The following is a 20,303-nucleotide window of genomic DNA, read 5'->3' on the forward strand; positions in this document are numbered from 1 at the left end:
TCGGCGGGAGATTGCCTCTGCCATCCTGTCGTCGTCATCGCTTCAGTCCACCGCTTGCCCGGCGATCCGGGCCGCCCATTCCTTGGCCATGTCGCCGGCCGCCTTGGCCATCGCGAAGGCGTCGATGCCGACCGCGATGAAGCGCGCTCCGCCATCGAGGAATTGCTGCACCAGGCGCTGGTCGCGCGACAGGATGCCGCAAGGTTTGCCGGTTGCCCGGATTCGGGCCAGAGCGCCCGCGGTCACTTCGTACAGCGCGGCGAAATTGCTTTCGCCCAGCAGACCCAGCGACGCGGCCAGATCGACCGGGCCGACGAACAGCGCATCGATGCCGTCGACGGAGGCGATCGCCTCGATGTTTTCCAGCGCCAGCGCGGTCTCGATCTGGACGATGATGCACAGCTGCCGGTTGGCATCGGCGACATAGGCCGGGTAGCGCCCCCAGCGCGCGGCCCGGGCACCGCCGATACCGCGCTCGCCTTGCGGTGGATAGCGCGCAGCCTTGACCATCGCCGCAGCCTGTTCTGCGGTTTCGACCATCGGCACCATGATCGTCTGGGCGCCGAGATCGAGAATTTGGCGGATCGCGATCGGATCGTCGCTCGGAACGCGCACGACCGCCGAGCAGGGCGGATTGGCGTCCACCGCGCGGAGCTGATCGGCGATGCCCGGCAAGGTCTGGGCGCCGTGCTCGGCATCCACCAGCAGCCAGTCGTAGCCAAGCCCGGTGCAGATTTCGGCGATGTTCGGGCTTGCCAGCGCGAGCCAGAAGCCGAGCTGCACCGGGCCTTCGCCCAGGCCTTGCTTGAAGCGGTTCGCAGGAGTTTTCATCTGCGTGGCTGCCTCAAACGAACCGGAAACCGATCGCGCCCATCGGCCCGAAATCGGCGTTGAAAACGTCGCCCGGCCGCGCTTCGACCGGACGGGTGAACGAGCCGCCCAGCACGACCTCGCCGGGTTCCAGCGCCTGACCCCAAGGCGCCAGCCGGTTGGCCAGCCAGGCAATGCCATTGGCGGGGTTGTTGAGCACGCCCGCCGCGATCCCGGTTTCCTCGACCACCGCGTTGCGGCTCAGCATCGCGCCAATCCAGCGCATGTCGACCTTGTCGGGCCGCATCGGCAGGCCGCCGACGATGATGCCGGCGTTGGCCGCATTGTCGCTGATCGTGTCCTGCACCTTGCGGCGGGCGCCGGTTTCGGCATCCACCACTGTCGTTCGGCTGTCGATGATTTCAACCGACGGAATGACATATTCGGTTGCCCGCAGGACGTCGAACACGGTGACATTTGGGCCTTCGATCCGGCGGGCAAGGACAAAGGCCAGTTCGACCTCGACCTTGGGGGCGATGAAACGGTCGCAGGGGATGTCGCCGCCCTGTTCGAACACCATGTCGTCGAGCAAGGTGCCATAATCCGGCTCGGTGATCCCGGCGACCTGCTGCATGGCGCGCGAGGTGAGGCCGATCTTGTGGCCATGGACCGTTCGCCCGCGTGCGAGTTTGAGATCGACCCATTGCTTGCTGATCCGGTAGCCATCGGCAATCGTCATGTCCGGATAGCGTGCGGTGAATTGGCGGATCGGCTTGCGCTCCTGCTCGGCGGCATCGAGTTCCCGAGCGAGGTCCGTGACTACCGCTGGATCAAGCGTCGGCTGCGATTGACCGGGTCGAGCGCCACGTTTCGGGCTTGTCATATCCTCTCCCCACAACTTAAGCTCTAAGCCAAATGCATTGCACAATAACGAATGGTCGTCTACCACATCTTGCGCCCTCCCAACGACCCCGGCCTTGATCGCAAAGGCGGCGGCGAATGGGCACAAGAGCAAACCTGCGGAGACAGAGGATGACCATCGACACAAACGTGCGGGAAGAAAAGATTACGGGGCGGGGCCTGACTTCGCATACCCTTCTGGCCGGCGATCCGAGCAAGCCGGCGGTGTTGCTGCTGCACGGGGCAGGACCGGGAGCCCATGCCGGATCGAACTGGCTGCACCTGATGCCCGACCTGGCGGAAAACTTCTTCGTCATCGCGCCGGACCTGATCGGCTTCGGACAGTCGGTCATCCCCGAACCCTGGCCGGGCAATGTCATGGCCTGGATCGGCACCCGGGTTGACCAGTGCTTCGGGTTGTTGGACACGCTGGGCATCGATAAAGCCCATGTCGTCGGCAATTCGATGGGCGGTGCGTTGACCCTGCAAATGATGAGCGAGGAGCCGGACCGGATCGACCGGGTGGTGCTGATGGGCTCGATCGGGGCACCGGGTCCGAAGACGCCCGAACTGGTGCGGCTGCTGTCGTTCTATTCTGATCCGCGGCCATCGCGCTATCGCCAGTTGATGCACAGTTTTGCCTACGATCCCGACAAGTTCGAAGGCATGGAAGAAATCGTCAACAACCGCTACAAGATCGCCACCGATCCCGAGATCATGAAGACCGCGGTCAAGATGATCGATTCGATGAAGCAGGGCGTCGATACGCTCAACATGCCGCCGTCGATCCTGTGCAAGCTGCCGCACAAGGTGCTGATCTTCCATGGCCGGCAGGATCGCATTGTTCCGCTCGATACCAGCCTCTACCTGATCGAACACCTCAAACATGCCGAGCTCTACGTGCTCGATCGCTCCGGCCACTGGTCGCAGCTCGAACGCTGGGACGTGATGCGGCCGATGCTGGAGATTCACTTCGGCGCGCGTTCGTTCTGAGCGCAGCCGACGGCAGAAGCGCCGGGCGCTTGCTGTGCGCAGCAGGGCTGGGCAACCAAGGAAGCGAGGGGGTGGTCGGGCGTCTTGCCTGGCCACCTTTTTGGTTTGAAGGTGCCGCGCATGAATGAACCAGCAATCGATGCCGAGGCCTTCTGGGCGTTTTCGCTCGAGGTCTATGCCAAGCCGCAGGTGGCGGAACTGTGCATTGCCTTGCAGGACGAATGCGGTTTCGACGTCAACCTGCTGCTGCTGGGTTTGTGGGTAGCGGTGACGCAGCGGAAGGCGCTTGATGCCGAACGGATTCGTGAACTGCGCGAAGCCGTCGCGCCGCTCAACGACAACCTGGTGCAGCCGCTGCGCCGGGTCAGGCGCTGGGCCAAGCCCTCCGATCCCGTTATCGTAACTGCGCGATACAAGCTTTACGGAGCTCTCAAGCAAGTGGAATTGAACGCCGAACGTCTTGTCCAGGCGGCGCTGGTGGAAGCATTAAGGCCAGGTTTGGCGCGGGTCGATGAAATGCCAACGCCTCAAGCCGCGGCGAGGGCGAGCCTGGAGCGATACCGGCAGTTCCTTGAAGCGCCCGATGCCGCCGCCGTGCCGCTTGCGCAGCTGATCGTCAGGGCGCTTTCTTAGCCGGCATTGCCGGGGTCTGGACGGGCGGGTTCGCATCCTTGATATATGCGTAGATTTCCGCGATCTCGTCGTCGCTCAGTTCGGTCGGACGAAATGGCGGCATTTCGATCAGACCCTGGCGCACCACTGCCTTCAGGTAGTCGAGCTCAAGATCCTTGCGGCCGATCAGTGCCGGGACCGGACGTCCTAGCTGCTTGAGCAACATCGTGCCGGGATGGCCGGGCCCTGGATTATGGCACCCAGCGCACTTGAGGACGTAATTCTCAGCGCCATCGGGCTTTTCGGCATTTGCCTTGCTGCAAGCACCGAGGACAGCGAGGAGCGATAAGACAGCTAGCTTTTTCATCGTGTCTCCAACTTGAATAATTGCGGGACGGCTCAGGCGGATGCGAACAGGGCCGTCGGGTCGAGCGCCTTCTTGACTCGCTCATGCAAGGTTGAAAGCCCCTTGGTTTCGAAGGTCTTGCCAACCGCTTCACGCATTCCGGGTTCTGCGACTGCCTGTCCGAAACCAGCTTCGGCCTGGCCCGCGATAAGCGCAGCGGCACACGCGCGTGCTAGGGCAGCGCTTTCAGACTGCGCGGTGGAAAAAGGCAAAAGCTGGCGATGATTGGCCGAACGCCAGATCGCGACGGTTTCGCCGAGATAGTCGAATTCATGCTTGGCGCAGATGTCGCGCGACAGTTCGTAGAGCCGCATCGCCTCCTCACCGTCTACGGGGCTCACCGGGTTGGCGGCAACCGCCTGATCGCCGCTCCATGCCGGAACGAATGCTGGCGCATCGGCCACCACGCCGGTCATCGCGCCCATGCGCCACGCCCACAGGCGGGGATCGATGCCCTTGCCGTCGGCGATCACCCGCGCACCGGAGATCGACGAAAACGCTCCCTTGACCATATCCCACAGGATCGGGACATTGCCTGGCAAGCCATAGAGCGCGCCATAGAGATTCCAGTGGCCCAGGCCCAGCGCCTCGCCAGCAGCGGCTACCGCGCTGGCCGCCATCGGTCCCTTGCCATCATAGTCGCCGCGCTTCTTTCCGAGCAGGGCGGTTTCGTGCAGCGCGCTGCCGACCGCGACGCCATTGGCCACGACCATGTTGAGCTTGAGCGGCCCGAGCACGTCGAGCAGATCGGCCAGCTGGTCTTCCTTGGGCACGGTGACCATGAAGGTCTGGTGGGCCGGCGGTTGCGGCATCATCCACATGCCGACCTTGGTCGGCACGGCGAAATCCGATTGCGTGAACAGGCCATCGACCCAGGGGCCATAGCCGAACTTGAACAGTTGCCAGCAGGTGCTCTTGGGCATGGCGCCCATGCCGGTCCGCACCAGCTTTCCGTCCGCAAGCATGACTTCGAGCCCGCACTGCATCAGGAAGTGGTCGGAATAGGGCGTATAGCCGGGCTGACGCTGGACGAAACTTGCGGCCACGCTGGCGTCGGGATTGCCACAATGGTCGATCCACAGCTTGATGCCCTTTTCCTTGATATGGGCATCGAGCTGGCGGAAGGTCACCCCAGGTTCGACCAGGCAATAGGCCAGGGCCTCGTTAACCTCGAGAATTTTGTTCATGCGCTGCAGATCGAGGATGATGACCTTGTCCAGCCCGGCCTTTTCGAGGCCGTGGGCGCCGTTGCACACGGGTTGCAGCACACCGCCGGCGGTTCGCGCCGCCTCCAGCGCCTTGGCGAGCTGGGTTTCATCCGCCGGCAACACGATGCCAAGCGGTGCCGCGCCGCTGATTGCAAAGCGGGCCAGCGCCTGAGGGGTGCGATCGACTGCCGCAGCGCCGATCGCAGCTTCCACCGCGGTCAGCGCGGCCATCTGGCGAGCTTGGTCTGTCATGGGTCCTGTTCCGCCTGTCTATTGCTGGAGAATCTTCACGTAACGATCGAGATTGGCTGCATCGACGGCAAAGTCCGCCGAACGAATCCCGATGCCGATGGCGCTGGCCGGTTCGCTGTCGCGCCACGAAAAACAGCAAGTCGGGCAGCGGTGGATGGTCCACACCACCTTGCCGCCTTCCTTGCCTTGATAGTCATCGAGGGCGCCGCCGGTCGCGCAGCGCGGACAGACCGTCTTGCTCATTGCAAAGCTCCCAGTTGCATGGCCCGGATCTTCTTGCTCAGCTCGTCGATGTCCGGCCCGGTCGGAGGGGTGACCAGATGGGCTTCGCCGACGGGGTCGGGGGGCAGGTAGCTGGTCGCGTCGATGATCAGGCGGTGACCCTTGCCGGGAACGACGGCCGAGGGGTCGATCGGCACCGCCGGCATGTTGAGCAGGACAATGATGTCGTCGGCGCGGGTGCGGGTGGAAAGCGCCCACATCACCTGGTTGAGATCGAACGGATCGACATCGGCATCGACCATGATCAGGTTCTTGAGATACATCACCCCGTGCGGAGTGCTCAGCGCGCGCAGCGCGACGGTCTTGGCAAAGCCCGCCATCCGGTTCTTGACCGAAATGATCCCGGTCAGCCCGTGCTGGTACAGCGCGTTGACCGCGGTGACTTCCGGAAAATTCTGGCGCAGCTGCGCATAGATCGGCGCCGAGGTATGCAGGCCGATCAAGGTATCGTGTTCGGTCCAGCCGCGGCCGATATAGATGTTCTCGAAGATCGGGTTCTTGCGGTGCGAGATGGCCGTCACCTTGAAGATCGGCGCCTTGCGGACCCCGCTGTAGGAACCGGGAAACTCTCCGAACGGACCTTCCAGGACCCGTTCGCCCAGTTGCATTTCGGCTTCGATCACGATTTCGCTGTCGGCGAGGATGTCGATGCCATTGCCCGACTTGGTCAGCCGGATCGGCGCGCCCATCATCGCCGAGGCATAGGAATATTCCGATTCTTCGTAACCGATCGGTGTCGCCGCGAACACCGCCAAGCCCGGATGGTTGCCCAGCATGACCGCGATCTTGAGCGGCAGGCCGGTACGTTCGGCCGCCATGATCTGCCTGCCCATGTCGTGCGACGGGATGGTCATCAGGGTGAAGCTGTCGGGACCTTGCAGTTGCAGCCGGTAGATGCCGACGTTCTGCTTGCCGAAATTGTCCGGGTCTTCCGGATCGCGCGACGCCACCGACGCCTTGCCGAGGTAGAAGCCGCCATCGTATTCGTTGATGCGGAAGACCGGCAGCACGTCGTAGAGGTTGATCCCGCTTTCGATCCGGCATTCGTGAACCGGCGCTTGGCCTTCGGGAACGATGCTGATCTGCGCCGCCGCATCGCCCCAGCGGCCGGCGATCTCGAAGAACAATTCGCGGATTGTCGTGCCTTTGGGGCGGCCGAGCAACAGCGCAATATTATCCCACGAACCGTGCACGCCGACCGCGGTGCGCTTTCCGGGGTATCCGGCAATATTGTCGAACACGATCGCTGGCGCACCGTTGGCGTCGCGCGATGCGGCGACCGCGATGTTGCGCACGTCGGGCTCGGGCATCACCCGCTCGCTCCAGGTGATCGCCTGGCCCGCATCGCCTAGCAGTTCGAGGAAGTCCCGCAGCGAGGTGATTGACCGCGATCGCTTGGCCAGATCCTGCATCATCAGTTCCCTTCAGTCAGACCAGCTCAATGGCCGCCGTGGCCGGCGGTGGCCGTCTGGACGGTCACCCATTTCCACTCGGTCATGATTTCCAGATCGGCCTCGGTGCCTTCGCGCCCGAACCCCGAAGCCTTGGTGCCGCCAAACGGGACGTGCGGTTCGTCGTGCAGGGTCGGAGCGTTGATATGGACCATTCCCGCTTCGGCCTGCTGGGCAAAGCGCAGGGCCTTGTCGATATCGCGGGTGAAGATCGACGCGCTCAGGCCGTATTCGGTGTCGTTCGCCAGGTCGATCGCTTCGTCGAGCGAGTCGAATGGATAGAGCGAAGTGACCGGGCCGAAGGTTTCTTCGGCAAAGACCGTCATCTCTGGCGTCACGCCGCTCAGCACCGTGGCGGAGCAACTGTTGCCATTCCATTCCGCACCTGCGAGAACTGCAGCGCCCTTGGTGCGGGCGTCGTCGATATGCCGGCGGACGCGATCGCGTTGGCGTTCGGAAATGATCGGTCCGAGCATGGTGGTGGGCTCGCGCAGGTCGCCGCCCTTGGCCTTGGCCGTCGCGGCGGCGAAGGCCTTGGCAAAGGCGTCGAAGATCGGTCGTTCGACGTAGATCCGCGATGCCCCCATGCAGACCTGGCCCTGATACATGAAGATGCTAAACAGCGCGGCACCGACGGCCTTTTCGAGATCGGCATCGGCGCACACGATCAACGGGCTCTTGCCGCCAAGTTCGAGTGTGTACTTCTTGAGGTTCCGGGCGGCGATCCCGGCGATGTGTTTGCCGACTCGCGACGACCCGGTGAAGGTTATCGAGGCAACCTTGGGATGGCCGGTCAGGGCATCTCCGATTTCCGCGCCATTGCCGTAGACGATGTTGAACAGCCCATCGGGCACGCCGGCCTCGCGCCACAAGGCGGCGAGCAGATCGGCGACCTTGGGTGCGGCTTCGGACGGCAGCAGAACGAAGGCGTTGCCGGTCGCCAGTGCCATCGCAGATTGCTTGATGCCCTTGATCAGCGGCACGTTGAACGGGGTAATCCCGGCGACTACCCCCACCGGCTGACGGAGGCTCATGCTGAAGCGTCCCGGCGTGTCGGAGGGAATTGTCTCGCCGCGGACCCGCCGCGGCACCCCGGCGGCGGCGCGCAGGAAGCTCAACGCGAACCGCGTCTCGAACCCGGCCTTGGCAGCGGGCGAACCGATTTCGTCGATCAATACCTCGCTGAACAGCGCGGCGTCGCGCTCCATGATTTCAGCGGCCTTGACCATCCAGCCTTCGCGCACCGCAGCGGGCAGATCGCGGTGCTGGCGAAACGCCTTGTCGGCGGTCTCGACAGCATGATCGACGTCGGCGGCGGTGCCCGCCGCAACCCTGGCGTAGACGCTGTCGTCGACCGGATTAAGGTCGTCGAAATAGGTGCCACTTCCAGGCGCTACCGCCAAGCCGCCAATCCAGTGATCGAGGTTCTTCATCTTGCTGCTTTCCTTGGGTCTGAATCCGGCGCCGTTACGCGCTTGTGCGCATCGCCTTCGGCCAGATGCCCTGCTTGCCCGGAGAGAGAATGCCGTTGGGATCGAGAACATCCTTGAGGCGGTGGTGGAGATCCCAGAGTGCGCCGTCGTTGTGTTTGTAGGTCCTGGCGATCTGATCCATGAAGGCGAGGTGCGTGCGGTATTCGCCGAACCCCGCCTCCGCAGCCTCGTCAACCAGCAGGCCGAACAGGTCGTAGGCGCTCTTGCGCATCGTCTCGTCGGCGCGGTCGTACATGATCATCAGGATGTGATGCATGTCGCGCCAGCCGACCAGGAATTCGCCGATGTAGTCGAAGCCGTGATCGTTGCAGCGCTGCTTGATCAGCTTGTATTGGGCAAGTGCTTCGGAACCACTGGGCGCCGAGATCGGCGAAAAGTTGATGTGCCCGCCGCCGCCGATCCAGTTCATGATGCTGAATTCGGTCATGTTCGGCTCGCCGCGCATCAGCCGTACGCGATAGTCCCAGGCCGGATCGTTCTTGCGATCGAAATGGACCTTGGCGCCGGGAATGCTCATCAAGGCATCCTCCACCACCTTCCAGTTGTTCTCGATCACCGGCGGCGGGCCGTACAGCGCACCGTAATAGTTCCACATTCCCAGATCGTGGTCCGCGGCGATCTTGGCACGGATCGACGGCGGCAGCGGGCCCTTGCCATCGTAATAGTGGCGCCGCGTGGTCTTGGCCGAGGCCTCCCACAGCAGATCAACCGCAACCGCCGCATTCGGGATGATCTGGTTGACCTTGAGCGCCCGGGTGACCTCGAAGATCGCCTCAAGATCCTCCTCCTTCTGGTAGGTGATCATGAAGGGCTTGTAGCTCGGCGGTTCCGGCATCAGCCAGATGCCCATCTTGGTCACCACGCCGAAATTGGATTGGGTGAACATGCCGTCGAAATGCGGGCCGGCCACGTGCTTGGTGACCTGCCAATGCTTCGATCCGGCAAGCGCGCCCTGGCCGGTGCGGACGATTTCACCATCGGCCAGCACCACTTCCATGCCGCACTGCATGACAAAATGGTCGCCATAGGGGGTATAGCCGGCGCCATGCTCCAGCGCATTGCCGATCACGCCGCCCCAGGCTGGTGCGGCAGGATCGATCCACAGCTTGCTGCCGATCTGGCGCAGATGGCGGTACAGCTGCATGTAGGATACGCCCGGCTCGACCAGCGCGTAGCCATATTTCTCGTTGACCTCGATCACGCGGTTCATCCGCCGCAAGTCGAGCATGACATAACCGGATTTGCGCGGAGCCGGGCCACCATAGGCAAAATTGCGGCCGGTCCCGATGGTCCAGACAGGGATCTTGTAGGCGTTGACGACTGCCAGGATCTTCTGGATTTGCTCGACACCGTCGGGCGCAACAGCGGCGGACGGCAGCATTTCGCCATCGGCCAGCGGAGAATAGGCGTCCCGGTAAGCCGAAAGCGGAAGCTCGTCGAGGAATACCCATTGCTTGCCGACAACCGCGGCAAGCTCGTCGAGCGCCTTGTTGAAGGTGGATGCGTCGACACCCTGGGGAACAATGCGGCTCAAGACAGGTCTCCCCCGATTTCATAAACCCAGGAGGCCAGCAGTCCGGGGCTGCTGGCCGCGATATCGCACGAACCCGACTGACAGGTGTTCAAGCGAGCTTCGGTTGGGGCGCCGAGCGCGTCGCGAACCAGGTGCGCGACGGCCACCGGCCATGCCGCCGCGGCGCCTTGGAGCAGTTGCGCCGCGCCCTCGGTCCGATGCTGCCAGCGTCCGCCCGTGTAATGGTGCCGCCACAGCAACGCCGGGCGGGCGCCGCGCTCAACCAGGACCTGTCCGGCGATCATGGCTGCGGGATCCGAAGTCAGGCCAACGATCAGGCCATCGGCATCGTCCAGTTCGTGCAGAAGGACATTGAGCGACCGGTCAAGCCGGATGGTCCGGCCAACCACGCCGCTTTCGGCAAGCGTCGCCGCGAACATCCGGCTTTCCGGCGACGCGCTTTCCTCGATCACCGTCACCCTGCGTGCGCGGGCCGCCGCCGCTCCGGGCAATACGCCAAGCCCGGCCACGGCTGCGCCCAGCGCTCCGGCTCCCAGGAGCTCGCGTCGCTTGATATCCCAAGCCATCATGCTTGCCTTTCGATCTTCAGCGGCGCCGGTTCGGCGACCGCACTCTCGGTGGAAAGTCCCTGCCAGCGGCCCGCTGCGTTGCGATGTATGTCGAAGTGATCCAGCACCCGTGTGCAGCTGTGATCGACGATGTCCTGAAGGCCTGCAGGACGGGCGTAGAATGCCGGGACCGGTGGAAAAATGACCGCGCCCATTTCGGTGCAGGCGACCATGTTGCGCAGGTGAGCCAGGTTGAGCGGCGTCTCGCGGGTCATCAGCACCAGCTTGCGCCGCTCCTTCAGCATCACATCGGCGGCGCGCGTGATCAGATTGTCGGACAGACCGTGGGCCACCGCTGCCAGAGTGCGCATCGAGCAGGGCGCTATCACCATGCCGTCGCACAGGAACGAACCGCTGGCGATGCTGGCGCCGACATTGCGGACGCTGTGCACCACATCGGCCGCACCTTCGATCAGGCGACGGCCGTCCGGAATTTCTTCGCGGATGTTGAGCAAGGCGGCTTGCGACATGACGAGGTGAGTTTCCCAGCCACCTTGTTCGCGGAGCATTTCGAGCAGGCGCTGCCCGTAAACCGAGCCCGTCGCTCCGGTTATGGCAACGACCACGCGCTTCATGGGCGGACTGCGCCGCCCGCGCGTTCCCTGCGTACTCCCGTCGCAACGTTCATGGCCGAATCCTTCTCCCTCAACCATTATGCAACAAATTGTACTATAAGCAACATGTAAGAGCACCTTGAAGCTATGTCCTTCGGGGCTTCTCCGCTTCAATCGCAGGCTGCGGCGGCAAGCCGAGACTTATGGCCTTGAGTTCCAGGAATTCGTCGATCCCGTGACGCGATCCCTCGCGCCCCAGTCCCGATTCCTTGACCCCGCCGAAAGGCATGGTTTCCGAAGAAATGATGCCGTTGTTGACGCCGACCATGCCGACCTCGAGACCTTCGGCAAGGCGCCAGAACCGGTCCATGTCGCGGGTGAATGCGTAGGCGGCCAGGCCCGAGCGGGTGCTGTTGGCCAGGGTCAGGGCTTCGGCCTCGGTTTCGAAACGGAAGAGGGGAGCGACCGGTCCGAAGGTCTCTTCCAGCGCCAGCCGCATGTCCGGGTTGGCGCCGGTCAGGACCGTGGGCTGGTGGAACAGCTCGCCGGCTTCATGGCCTTCGCCTCCCGTGACGATCCGGGCACCGCGCCCGACGGCATCGCCGACATGTTCGCGCACCTTCTGCAATGCCGCGGCGGTGATCAGCGGGCCCTGATCGGTCTCGCCTTCCAGGCCGTTGCCGACGCGGAAAGCCGCGACTCTGGCGGCCAGCGCTTCGGCGAACCGGTCATGGATGCCGTTCTGCACCAGGATGCGGTTGGCGCAGACGCAGGTCTGGCCGGTGTTTCGGAACTTTGAAGCGATCGTGCCCGCCACGGCGACGTCGATATCGGCATCGTCGAACACGATCAGCGGAGCGTTGCCGCCCAGCTCCATCGACACCCGCTTGAGCGTCGTCGCGCACTGCGCGGTCAGCAGCTTGCCAACCGTGGTGGAGCCGGTGAAGGTGAATTTGGCAACGCCGGGATGGCTGGTCAGGACCGATCCGATCGCCGGCGCATCGCCTGCGATGACGTTGAAAGTGCCCGCCGGAACACCGGCCTCGAGTGCCAGCCGGGCCAGCGCGAAGGCCGTGAGCGGGGTCAGTTCGGCGGGTTTGAGTGTAACGGTGCATCCTGCGGCCAGGGCGGGCGCGACCTTGCGCGTGATCATCGCTGCGGGAAAATTCCATGGCGTAATCGCGCCGACCAGGCCCACCGGCTGCTTGAGAACCAGGACCCGGCGATCGCGTTGGGCGGGGATGATCTCGCCATTGATGCGCCGGGCTTCTTCCGCGAACCATTGGATGAAACTGGCCGCATAGTCGATCTCGCCCAGCGCTTCGGCGAGCGGCTTGCCCTGTTCGGCCGTGAGCAGTATTGCCAGATCGTTGCGGTTTTCGCGAACAAGCGCGAACCAAGCGTGCAGAATGGCGGCGCGTTCGGCGGCCGAATGGGCCCGCCATTCCCCGAAGGCTCTGGCGTTGCTTTCGACGGCGCGGTTCGCCTCGACCGCACCTAGGAGGGGGATTTCCGTCAGCGCCATCCCCGTCGCAGGATTGATCACGGCAATCGCCCGCTCGGTAGTGGCTATGGCCTCGCCATCGACGATCGGCAGGCCTGCAGCGAATTCGGGCCGGGACAAGGATGGCTGGGAAACAGGCATGGAGCGAAACCTTGGCAGTCGGTTGGGAAGTTCAAGGGATGCAAACGAAACGGGGCGGAACCGCCGGAGCGGATCCCCCCCAATCGATGGGGTGACCTTTCGGTCACCCCAGGCAGAGCCGTCAGTACTTGTAGGCGACCTTGAGGAACCATTCGCGCGGCCGCGAATAGGTTGCCTCGGCGACGCCGCCAACGTCCAAATCCACATAGCCGCCCTGGATGTAGCGCTTGTCGGTTAGGTTCGTGACACCTGCCGTTACCGTGAAGTGGTCGCTGGCGTCGGTGAACGAAGCGCTGGCGCCGAACACGCTATAGGCGGGTTGATACAGCTGCGGGCTGTTGATGGCATCCTTGAAGGTGCCGCTCTGATGGTACCAGTCGCCGCGAAGAACGAACTTGCCCTTGTCGCTCTCGTAAACGGTCGCATTCGCGGCGATCGTCGCTGTCCATTCGGGCACGAACGCAAACTTGGAGTTCACGGTTACCGGGAAAGCACTTGGATCCACCGAACGATAATAGGCATCGAGGTAACCGACACCATAGTCGATCCTTAGCCAGTCGGTCGGGGCGGCCTGGCCTTCGATCTCGAAGCCCTTGATCCGGCCCTCACCCCCGTTGCGAACCTTGGGCGCGATACCCTCGTTCACGACGATTTGGATGTCGCTGTAGTCGGATTGGAACAGCGCGATGTTCATGCGCAGGCGCCGGTCGAACAATTCGGTCTTGAGGCCGACTTCGTAGGATTCGACGAATTCCGGGGTGAAAGCAGGGGTGACGAGTTCGCCCGGGAATATACGCTGGCTGAAGCCGCCATTCTTGAAGCCCTTGGAATAGGACGCATAGCCCATGATGTCGTCGGTGAACTGATAGTTCACCGAGACCGCCGGGGTCCATTCCTTGGCCTTGGCGGACACCTCGACCGCGGGCAGATTGTGGTTGCCGCCAGGATTGGTCGCCGACGGAACACATGCCGGGTCAGGGAACCCGTTCGGCAGCAGCTGCGGCGCTGGCTGGCCGACCAGACAGCGGCTGTACTGAATGAACACGCCATCAGGATAGGGTGGGAGAAGACCCGCGGTGAAATCGCGATAGATTACCTGGGCCGAAGGGTCGAAACGCTTGGTTTCGTCGGTGTAGCGGATACCTGGAGTGATCGAAAACTTGTCGGTGACCTTGTAGGTGAACTGCATGTAAGCTGCGTAGCTGTCGTTGTTGATTTTGCCACCGCTAAAAAAGTTCGCGAAACCGAACCGCAGCGGTTCGATGTCCTGGCCCTTTTCCTTCAAGTAATAGGCGCCCAGAGCGAACTTGAGCCTGTCGTCGAACAGGTTACCGTTGAGCTGCAATTCCTGCGAAGCTTGCCAAAGGTCGATGTTGTTGGTCAGCTGCAGCACTTCGTGCGGAGTCACGTCGAAGTCGTATTCGATGACCGACTTCTGGTCGCGGTACGCACTGATCGACTTGAGTGTCACGCCGCCGAAATCATACTCGAGCGTCAGATTAGTACCCCAAAGGTCGAAGTCGGAACGGTTCGGACCTCCGGCCCAAGTCGTATCGATATCGCCTGTAACCCATCGGGAAGAAACGCAGTTCGGATTGCTGACCGGTGCCAGTTCACCCGGGGCGCCACATTGTCCAGCGCCACCGCCCAGCTTGTTGTAACCGAAGTTTGAGCTAGGGAAGGCAACTTGACGGCCGTCAGGCAGATTCACGATTTGCAGAAGATCGGGTGAGTCCCGGTTTTCGATGAGATAGATAGCTGCCTGTTCTTCGCGACGAATGTTGACGTCGGCGGCGAGAATTGCCTTGAAGTTGTCGGTCGGTTCCCACTTGAAGGCCACGCGGCCAGAGAAGCTGTCCTTGTTGCCCTGCCGTCCGCCGTCGAACAGGCGGCGCTGGTAGCCGTCGCGGGTTTCGTAGGACGCTACGGCGCGCATCGCCAGCGTATCGCTGATCGGGATATTGACGATGCCCTTGATATCGGCGCGGTTGAAGCGACCGGTCGCGGCTTCAAGTTTCAAATCAAATTCGTTCCCGGGTTCGTTGGTATTGACGATGATCGCGCCGCCAATCGTGTTCTTGCCGAACAGGGTGCCCTGCGGACCGCGCAGGATCTGGACGTTCGAAATGTCCGCCATGTCGAGCAGGCCCCCGACCGAACGGGCAACATAGACGCCATCAACATAGATGCCGACACCGGGATCGACGGTGATGTTGAAGTCAGTCTGGCCGACGCCGCGGATGAAAGCGGTGAGCGATGCGCTGGAGCCAGAGATGTTGCCGACGGGTTGAATGTTGACGTTGGGCGCGAAGGACGCCACCTGCGCGACGTTGGCAATCTGGCGGTCTTCGATCATGGCACCGCTCATCGCGGTAACCGCGATCGGCGTTTCCTGCGCGTTCTCTTCCCGCTTGCGGGCCGTGACCACAATGTCGTCGAGACCGCCTCTCGAGGCTTCTTGCTGTGCGCCCGGATCGACATCTTGCGCATGAGCAGAATTCGGAGCAAGTGCGAAACTGGCCATAGTCAGGCCGGTCGTAGTTATCAGCATGCGTTTGGCGTTGTAGAAAGATGTAATTCCAGGCATAGTTTCTCTCCCTCATCGATCACAGGCTTTTCGCCTTAGTGCTAGAATTTTACCTCAAAGGTCGCTCCGATTTTCCGTGGCTGTTCGTAAAATCCATCGTTCGACAGCGGGCCCGGCCGCATCGTCTGGAAAACCTTTTCGTTTGTAAGATTGGTGGCCCACACTGCTACTTTCCAATTCTCGTTTTCGGGTGTCCAGGACAACGATGCGTTAGAAAGAGTGTATGGTTTCTGCGAGAAGTTGTTCGCAAAGTCGTAATAGAGACGCGAACTGAACGAGACATTTCCGTTTAGTGCCATGCGTCCGGCCCCAAGGTCGTGTTCCCATTCGAACCCGACATTTCCCGACCATTTCGGCGCCCGGGTCATGACGAACCCGGAGGCATCCAGGGTCACGACGGTATTGCCCCCGTCCGGCTGAGGGAAGAAACCCTGAGCCAGCGGGAAATCCTTGTACTGTGCGTGAGTATAGGCGAGCGCCGCCCGCAATTTCAGGCCAGCGGTTGGGACGATCGTTGTCTCGAGTTCGCCGCCATAGATTTCGGCATTTGCTGCATTCTGGAGAATATAGCCAGCCCCGGCCGAATCCTTAGACTGCAGTTGCAGGTTGGTGTAGTCATAATAATATATCGCGAGATTAGCTCGGAACCAGTCGAAAGGATCTGATTTTAACCCAAATTCAGCAGCCTTGATTTCTTCGGGTTCGACAGGGATGTTACGTGTGCTAGCCATATTGAAGACGCCGCTTTTGAAAGCGGTGCTCCAGCTAGCGTAGACATTCGTTTTGTCGTCGATTTCGTAACGTACGCCGATCTTGTAGTTGAACTTATTGAAGGACCTGTGAACGTTGTTAACCACCAGACTGCCGTTTAGTGTCTGTGAAAATTCCCGTTTTTCGGTCGTGTAACGCCCGCCGAGGTTGACGAACAGGCCCGGTACCGCCTCGTACGTGATATCCGCGAAGCCGGCAAAGGACCGGCCGCCCAGATCAGGTTCGAGCGTCGGTCCGGACAAACCTGCCGTGGGACTAGGGGCTGTCCAGGGCTGAAGAAAAGCACTTCCACCAAATTGGTAGAAATATCCACCCACCAGCCACTGGAGCGGGCCGGGGTTGGCGGAACTGAGCTTGATTTCCTGACTGCCCGACTCGGAACGGAAGATCGCCGGAAAATTCCCTAGCCGCAGGTTAGAAGCGTCTGAATCGGTGATCTGATTCCAGCGGAGGTTCATGAAGCCGCTGGTGGTCTCGATGTTGAAATCATCGAGTTCGAGCTTGGTGTGCAAGGCGAAAGTCCAGCGCCGCAAGTCGAGGCGAGGAACATCGGTGAGCGACGCTTGCCAGGCTCCGGTAGGCAAGATGGCTCCGGGGAAGCGCCGCGCGACAGTGTTGCCATCGACCGGTTGCGGCGAATTGCTAGTGCTTTTTTGGTCGAAGAATTCGCCGGTCAGGACAACCTTGAAATTGTCCGCCGGCTTGAACAGAAACTTGCTGCGCAAATCGATGACCCGCTGGTCGCCCAGCGTTCCACCACGCACCAGATCATCGATATAGCCATCGTTCTTGCGGAAAAGGCCGGAAAGATCGATCGCGGCCTTTTCGCTGATAGGGCCGGTCACATAGAGCCGCGCGTCATAGTCGCCCGCTTCGCGCCGCATCCGGCCGACCCGTAAGGAAGCCTTGCCCCGGAAATCGAAGCTGGGGTCCGGCGTGATCACATTGATCAGCCCGCCCGTCGCATTGCGACCAAAAGTGGTGCCTTGCGGACCGCGCAGCACCTCAACCCGCTCGACCTCGACGAGATCGATCCAGTTTGCGGCAGATTCGGGCTGATAGACACCGTCGATGTAGGTGGCGATATTGGGTTCGTCGCCAATCGAGATGCCGGTTGAGCCGACACCGCGAACCACGGGCTGGAAGACACCCATGTTGCGGCTGCCTACAAAGCCAGGCACCAGCTGGGTCAGCGTCCTTACTGTTGAGACGTCGGCCGATTGCAGGGCATCTGCGCCCAGCGCTGTGACGGCCACGGGCACCTGCTGCAATCTTGCTTCGCGGCGGGTCGCAGTGACAACGATATCTTCGATACCGGTCGACGCCTGCTCATCTTTGGGCTGCTCGGCTGTTGTATCCTGAGCGAGCGCGACACTAGGAACAAGCGATTGCGCAAGGACGGCAGCCGCAGTTACAAACAAGTTAATCTGAAGTTCTTTCATTTCCTCTCCCCCCGCCGCATATTTTTAATTCTAAGAATTACTTCTGTTGAGATAGATACTCCTGCAGAAAGTCGAGACGATCATTGCCCCAGAATATTTGATCGTCGACAAACATTAACGGCGCGCCGAAGACTCCCCGCTGATAGGCTAGGCTGCGAGCCTTGCGATATTCATTCTGGCCAAGTGAAGAGTCCACGAAGGCTGTCAACGCCTCTGGATCGAGTCCAGCTTCTGTTGCACAGGCGCGCAGTTCTCCGCGGTCGCTTGGGTCGATTCCCTGTCCCCAGATCAGATTGTAAGCGGCAGCGACGTATGCTTCCGCTTTGCCCTGCTCGCGCGCGTAGAGCGTGGCGCAGTTCCAGTCCTTGCAGGCAAAGCTGGCCGGAAAACGCAAGGGAGCGTCATATTTGTGGGCCCACCGGTTGAGGTCCGCCATCATCACCTTGATTTTCGGAACCACCTCGCGATTGGACGGGCCGTAGTTCCCCGCCGCGATCTTCGCCTCGGGGATATCGATCGGCCAATATTCGAGTTCGCAACCGGCCTTGCGGGCTATTTCCGGGAGCTTCAGCTGCGCGAGGTAACTGAAGGGACTGATGAAGTCGAAATAGAAGTCGATCTTGCGGCTCATCGTGCGGTCCCGAAGCCGACGAGCTTCTCGTAACTGTCCCAGAAGCCGACAATGGCGCCTTCGGTGACAAGGTGGTCGGCATCCTCGGCGCGGCCACCGCCCATCGCGATGAACGAGGTTGCCTGCTGTTCGCCGACAATGGCGTTCTGGACGATTTCCACCGCTTCGCCGTCTTCCATCGAGATCAGGCCGGCCGGACCGATCAGGTTGGTCTGCTTGCGCCGGATTGCCTGCATTTCTGCATCGTCGTCGGCGTAACCGAAGTGGGTCCAGACCAGCTCGAACGCTTCCTGTCCCTTTGGCACGATTTGCCGCACGGCGAGCGTGTTCTGAATCTGCTGGAGGACCAGGTTCGGGAAAACCGCGAGGATAACCAGGGTGATGCCGTCATCGAATTCCTGGCGGCCCTTGAGCAGCGACATGTCCTGAAGCTTGAACTCGGTATCGAACGTCCTGGAATCGCCATAGGCCTGTTTGTCGGCGGCATCGTCGTTGCTGGCGGCGATGGAATAAAGCAGCGAATGCCGCTTCTCGCTGTCCATCAGTGCCTTGCCGGTCTGGGTCGACCGGTAGAGCCCGAATGTGTTGTGGAACAGGTGCAGAAGGCTGGCGTGATAGGGATCGCGGGTATTCTCCGCATAAAGCTTCCAGTTGCCGTGAACATATTGCCGCTGATCGCCCAGCACCTTGATCGGTTTGTGCATGATCCGTTCGATATGCTCGACAACCAACGGGCCGAGGAAATCGTTCAGTGGCACCACGCTTTGAGAAAAGCTGGCGAAGACAAGCCCGCCGACGATCCCGACGCGCAACTGCTTGAGGCCATGCTGTTTCATGTCGAAATCGCCGGGCATTCCGCCCTGGCCCTTGAGACCGCGGCGGAACGGCACCCCGATCAGATTGCCGGCGAGGTCATAGGCCCATTGGTGGTAAACACATTCGAGATTGGGGCGATTGCCGCGCAGTTCGCGGCATACCAGTGCCCCGCGATGAGCGCAGCGATTGACCACGACATGAACGGCGCCATCAGCGGCCCTGGTGACGATGACCGGGGTTTCTCCGATGAAGGTTGATTTGAAATCGCCAGCCTCGGGCACTTCTGCCTCGAGCGCGACGAAGGACCAGGCCTCGCCCTGGAAGATCTTTTCCTGCTCGCGCGCGTGATACTCCGGATCGGTGAAAACCCGGTAGGGAATCCGGCGACCAGTTCCGTTTGCGGTTCTCGAGGTATTTTCGTCTGGCAGAGCTGTGTCGGTCATGATCAAAATCCTGGTCGCGAACTAAATCGGGCGAACCATCATCGTGTCGATGAGGTTGGTATCGAAAACGGCGATCTTCGAACGAAACAAGGGGCGCTCGCCCGACAAGTCGATCTCGTCTATATACTTGCCCGAATTGTAGATTGTTGTGTGTCCGTCGGTACGGGTCATAAGGACCGCATAATTGGTTTGCGTCTTTGCAAGTGCTCCCGTTGTGGAAACCATCCGGGTCGGACCGAGAATATGACGGTAGGCATGCACCGGGAAGATATTGGCTTTGCGCAGTGAAACAATGCGATCCACAAGCATTCCGCGGCTGTCGCAATAGATCGCCGCTGAATCCATGTTTCGCTCGAAGTTCTCGCGCGAGATCACGGTATAAACGCAGTCCGAAACAAAGAGTTCGGGCCACTCTTCCAAGCGATCATCGTCAATGAGTTCGGCGTAGAGCGCGTTGAGCTCGGAAGTGAGCTGCTGCAGCTCATAGCGGGAAGGGGTGTCGAGGAGCATTCAGGCGCTCTCTTTCGGTTGATCGATGCACACCCAGCCGTCTTCGATCGTGACGGGGTATGTCTTGATGGGGATCTGGCAGGGAAAGGCCTTGGCAGCTCCGGTGGCGATGTCGAACGAACCACCGTGAAACGGGCACTCGATAATTGTGCCGTCCTGGTAGCCATCGGTCAGCATGGCATTGCCATGGGTGCAAAGATTGTCGGTGACGAACACTTCGCCATCGACGTTGTAGACTGCAAGCGCAGGCATTTTTTCCTGGTAGACCGCGACCGGTTCACCGTCCTTGACGGACGCTACTTGGCAAAGGCGCAATTTGTTCGACATGGCGTCTGGCAATTCCAATCTAGGTTAT

At 61.3% G+C, this 20,303-nt stretch carries 19 protein-coding genes; 2 read left to right on the plus strand and 17 right to left on the minus strand.

All coding sequences use genetic code 11. The features are described 5' to 3' along the window. Positions 1-42: 42 nt before the first annotated feature. The gene (locus H5V43_RS22180) at positions 43-831 is read right to left on the minus strand and encodes an HpcH/HpaI aldolase family protein (protein ID WP_025548141.1); all 789 of its coding nucleotides are present in this window, start codon (positions 829-831) and stop codon (positions 43-45) included. 13 nt (positions 832-844) lie between these two features. Continuing rightward, entirely contained in the window at positions 845-1,693 is an 849-nt protein-coding gene (gene hpaH, locus H5V43_RS22185; protein WP_025548143.1) for a 2-oxo-hept-4-ene-1,7-dioate hydratase, read from the minus strand. Between the two features lie 149 nt (positions 1,694-1,842). Between hpaH and H5V43_RS22190 the strand changes: the two genes are divergently transcribed. Next, positions 1,843-2,703, plus strand: coding sequence for an alpha/beta fold hydrolase (locus tag H5V43_RS22190; protein ID WP_025548144.1), 861 nt, complete (start codon positions 1,843-1,845; stop codon positions 2,701-2,703). A 120-nt stretch (positions 2,704-2,823) separates the two neighbouring features. Beyond that, positions 2,824-3,336: a TIGR02444 family protein gene (locus tag H5V43_RS22195; RefSeq protein ID WP_052816665.1), complete on the plus strand. Its 513-nt coding sequence runs from the start codon at positions 2,824-2,826 to the stop codon at positions 3,334-3,336. On the opposite strand, the gene H5V43_RS22200 is transcribed toward H5V43_RS22195, so the two are convergent. The 15 genes from H5V43_RS22200 to H5V43_RS22270 form a co-directional block, all read right to left on the minus strand. Then, on the minus strand, positions 3,320-3,682 hold the full coding sequence (locus tag H5V43_RS22200; RefSeq protein ID WP_025548147.1) for a c-type cytochrome: 363 nt from the start codon (positions 3,680-3,682) through the stop codon (positions 3,320-3,322). The genes H5V43_RS22195 and H5V43_RS22200 overlap by 17 nt on opposite strands. 32 nt (positions 3,683-3,714) lie before the next feature. Next, positions 3,715-5,160, minus strand: coding sequence for an FAD-binding oxidoreductase (locus tag H5V43_RS22205; protein ID WP_244968724.1), 1,446 nt, complete (start codon positions 5,158-5,160; stop codon positions 3,715-3,717). Between the two features lie 39 nt (positions 5,161-5,199). Next, positions 5,200-5,424, minus strand: coding sequence for a non-oxidative hydroxyarylic acid decarboxylases subunit D (locus tag H5V43_RS22210; RefSeq protein WP_025548151.1), 225 nt, complete (start codon positions 5,422-5,424; stop codon positions 5,200-5,202). After that, entirely contained in the window at positions 5,421-6,878 is a 1,458-nt protein-coding gene (locus H5V43_RS22215) for a non-oxidative hydroxyarylic acid decarboxylases subunit C (RefSeq protein WP_229742708.1), read from the minus strand. The genes H5V43_RS22210 and H5V43_RS22215 overlap by 4 nt, the downstream gene beginning before the upstream one ends. 23 nt (positions 6,879-6,901) lie before the next feature. Next, positions 6,902-8,347: an aldehyde dehydrogenase family protein gene (locus H5V43_RS22220; protein ID WP_025548154.1), complete on the minus strand. Its 1,446-nt coding sequence runs from the start codon at positions 8,345-8,347 to the stop codon at positions 6,902-6,904. A 34-nt stretch (positions 8,348-8,381) separates the two neighbouring features. Further along, a complete protein-coding gene (locus H5V43_RS22225; protein WP_130030108.1) occupies positions 8,382-9,941 on the minus strand; it encodes an FAD-binding oxidoreductase in 1,560 nt (519 codons plus the stop codon). Further along, a complete protein-coding gene (locus tag H5V43_RS22230; protein ID WP_244968725.1) occupies positions 9,938-10,510 on the minus strand; it encodes a hypothetical protein in 573 nt (190 codons plus the stop codon). The genes H5V43_RS22225 and H5V43_RS22230 overlap by 4 nt, the downstream gene beginning before the upstream one ends. After that, complete coding sequence (locus H5V43_RS22235) at positions 10,507-11,124, minus strand: UbiX family flavin prenyltransferase (RefSeq protein ID WP_025548158.1); 618 nt, start codon at positions 11,122-11,124, stop codon at positions 10,507-10,509. The genes H5V43_RS22230 and H5V43_RS22235 overlap by 4 nt, the downstream gene beginning before the upstream one ends. Positions 11,125-11,248: 124 nt before the next feature. Further along, positions 11,249-12,748: an NAD-dependent succinate-semialdehyde dehydrogenase gene (locus H5V43_RS22240; protein WP_025548160.1), complete on the minus strand. Its 1,500-nt coding sequence runs from the start codon at positions 12,746-12,748 to the stop codon at positions 11,249-11,251. Positions 12,749-12,869: 121 nt separating this feature from the next. Beyond that, a complete protein-coding gene (locus H5V43_RS22245; RefSeq protein ID WP_128830706.1) occupies positions 12,870-15,272 on the minus strand; it encodes a TonB-dependent receptor in 2,403 nt (800 codons plus the stop codon). A gap of 104 nt (positions 15,273-15,376) precedes the next feature. After that, a complete protein-coding gene (locus H5V43_RS22250; protein WP_193666905.1) occupies positions 15,377-17,548 on the minus strand; it encodes a TonB-dependent receptor in 2,172 nt (723 codons plus the stop codon). 37 nt (positions 17,549-17,585) lie between these two features. Next, positions 17,586-18,179, minus strand: a complete 594-nt coding sequence (locus H5V43_RS22255) for a 2-hydroxychromene-2-carboxylate isomerase (protein ID WP_025548163.1) — start codon at positions 18,177-18,179, stop codon at positions 17,586-17,588. Further along, positions 18,176-19,438 (minus strand): aromatic ring-hydroxylating dioxygenase subunit alpha, encoded by a 1,263-nt coding sequence (locus H5V43_RS22260; protein WP_025548165.1) that lies wholly within the window; start codon positions 19,436-19,438, stop codon positions 18,176-18,178. The genes H5V43_RS22255 and H5V43_RS22260 overlap by 4 nt, the downstream gene beginning before the upstream one ends. A 21-nt stretch (positions 19,439-19,459) precedes the next feature. Then, the gene (locus H5V43_RS22265) at positions 19,460-19,948 is read right to left on the minus strand and encodes an aromatic-ring-hydroxylating dioxygenase subunit beta (RefSeq protein WP_025548168.1); all 489 of its coding nucleotides are present in this window, start codon (positions 19,946-19,948) and stop codon (positions 19,460-19,462) included. Then, entirely contained in the window at positions 19,949-20,275 is a 327-nt protein-coding gene (locus tag H5V43_RS22270) for a non-heme iron oxygenase ferredoxin subunit (RefSeq protein WP_025548169.1), read from the minus strand. Positions 20,276-20,303: the final 28 nt, after the last annotated feature.

The sequence above is a fragment of the Sphingobium fuliginis genome (genome assembly GCF_015074805.1).
Lineage (GTDB): Bacteria > Pseudomonadota > Alphaproteobacteria > Sphingomonadales > Sphingomonadaceae > Sphingobium > Sphingobium fuliginis.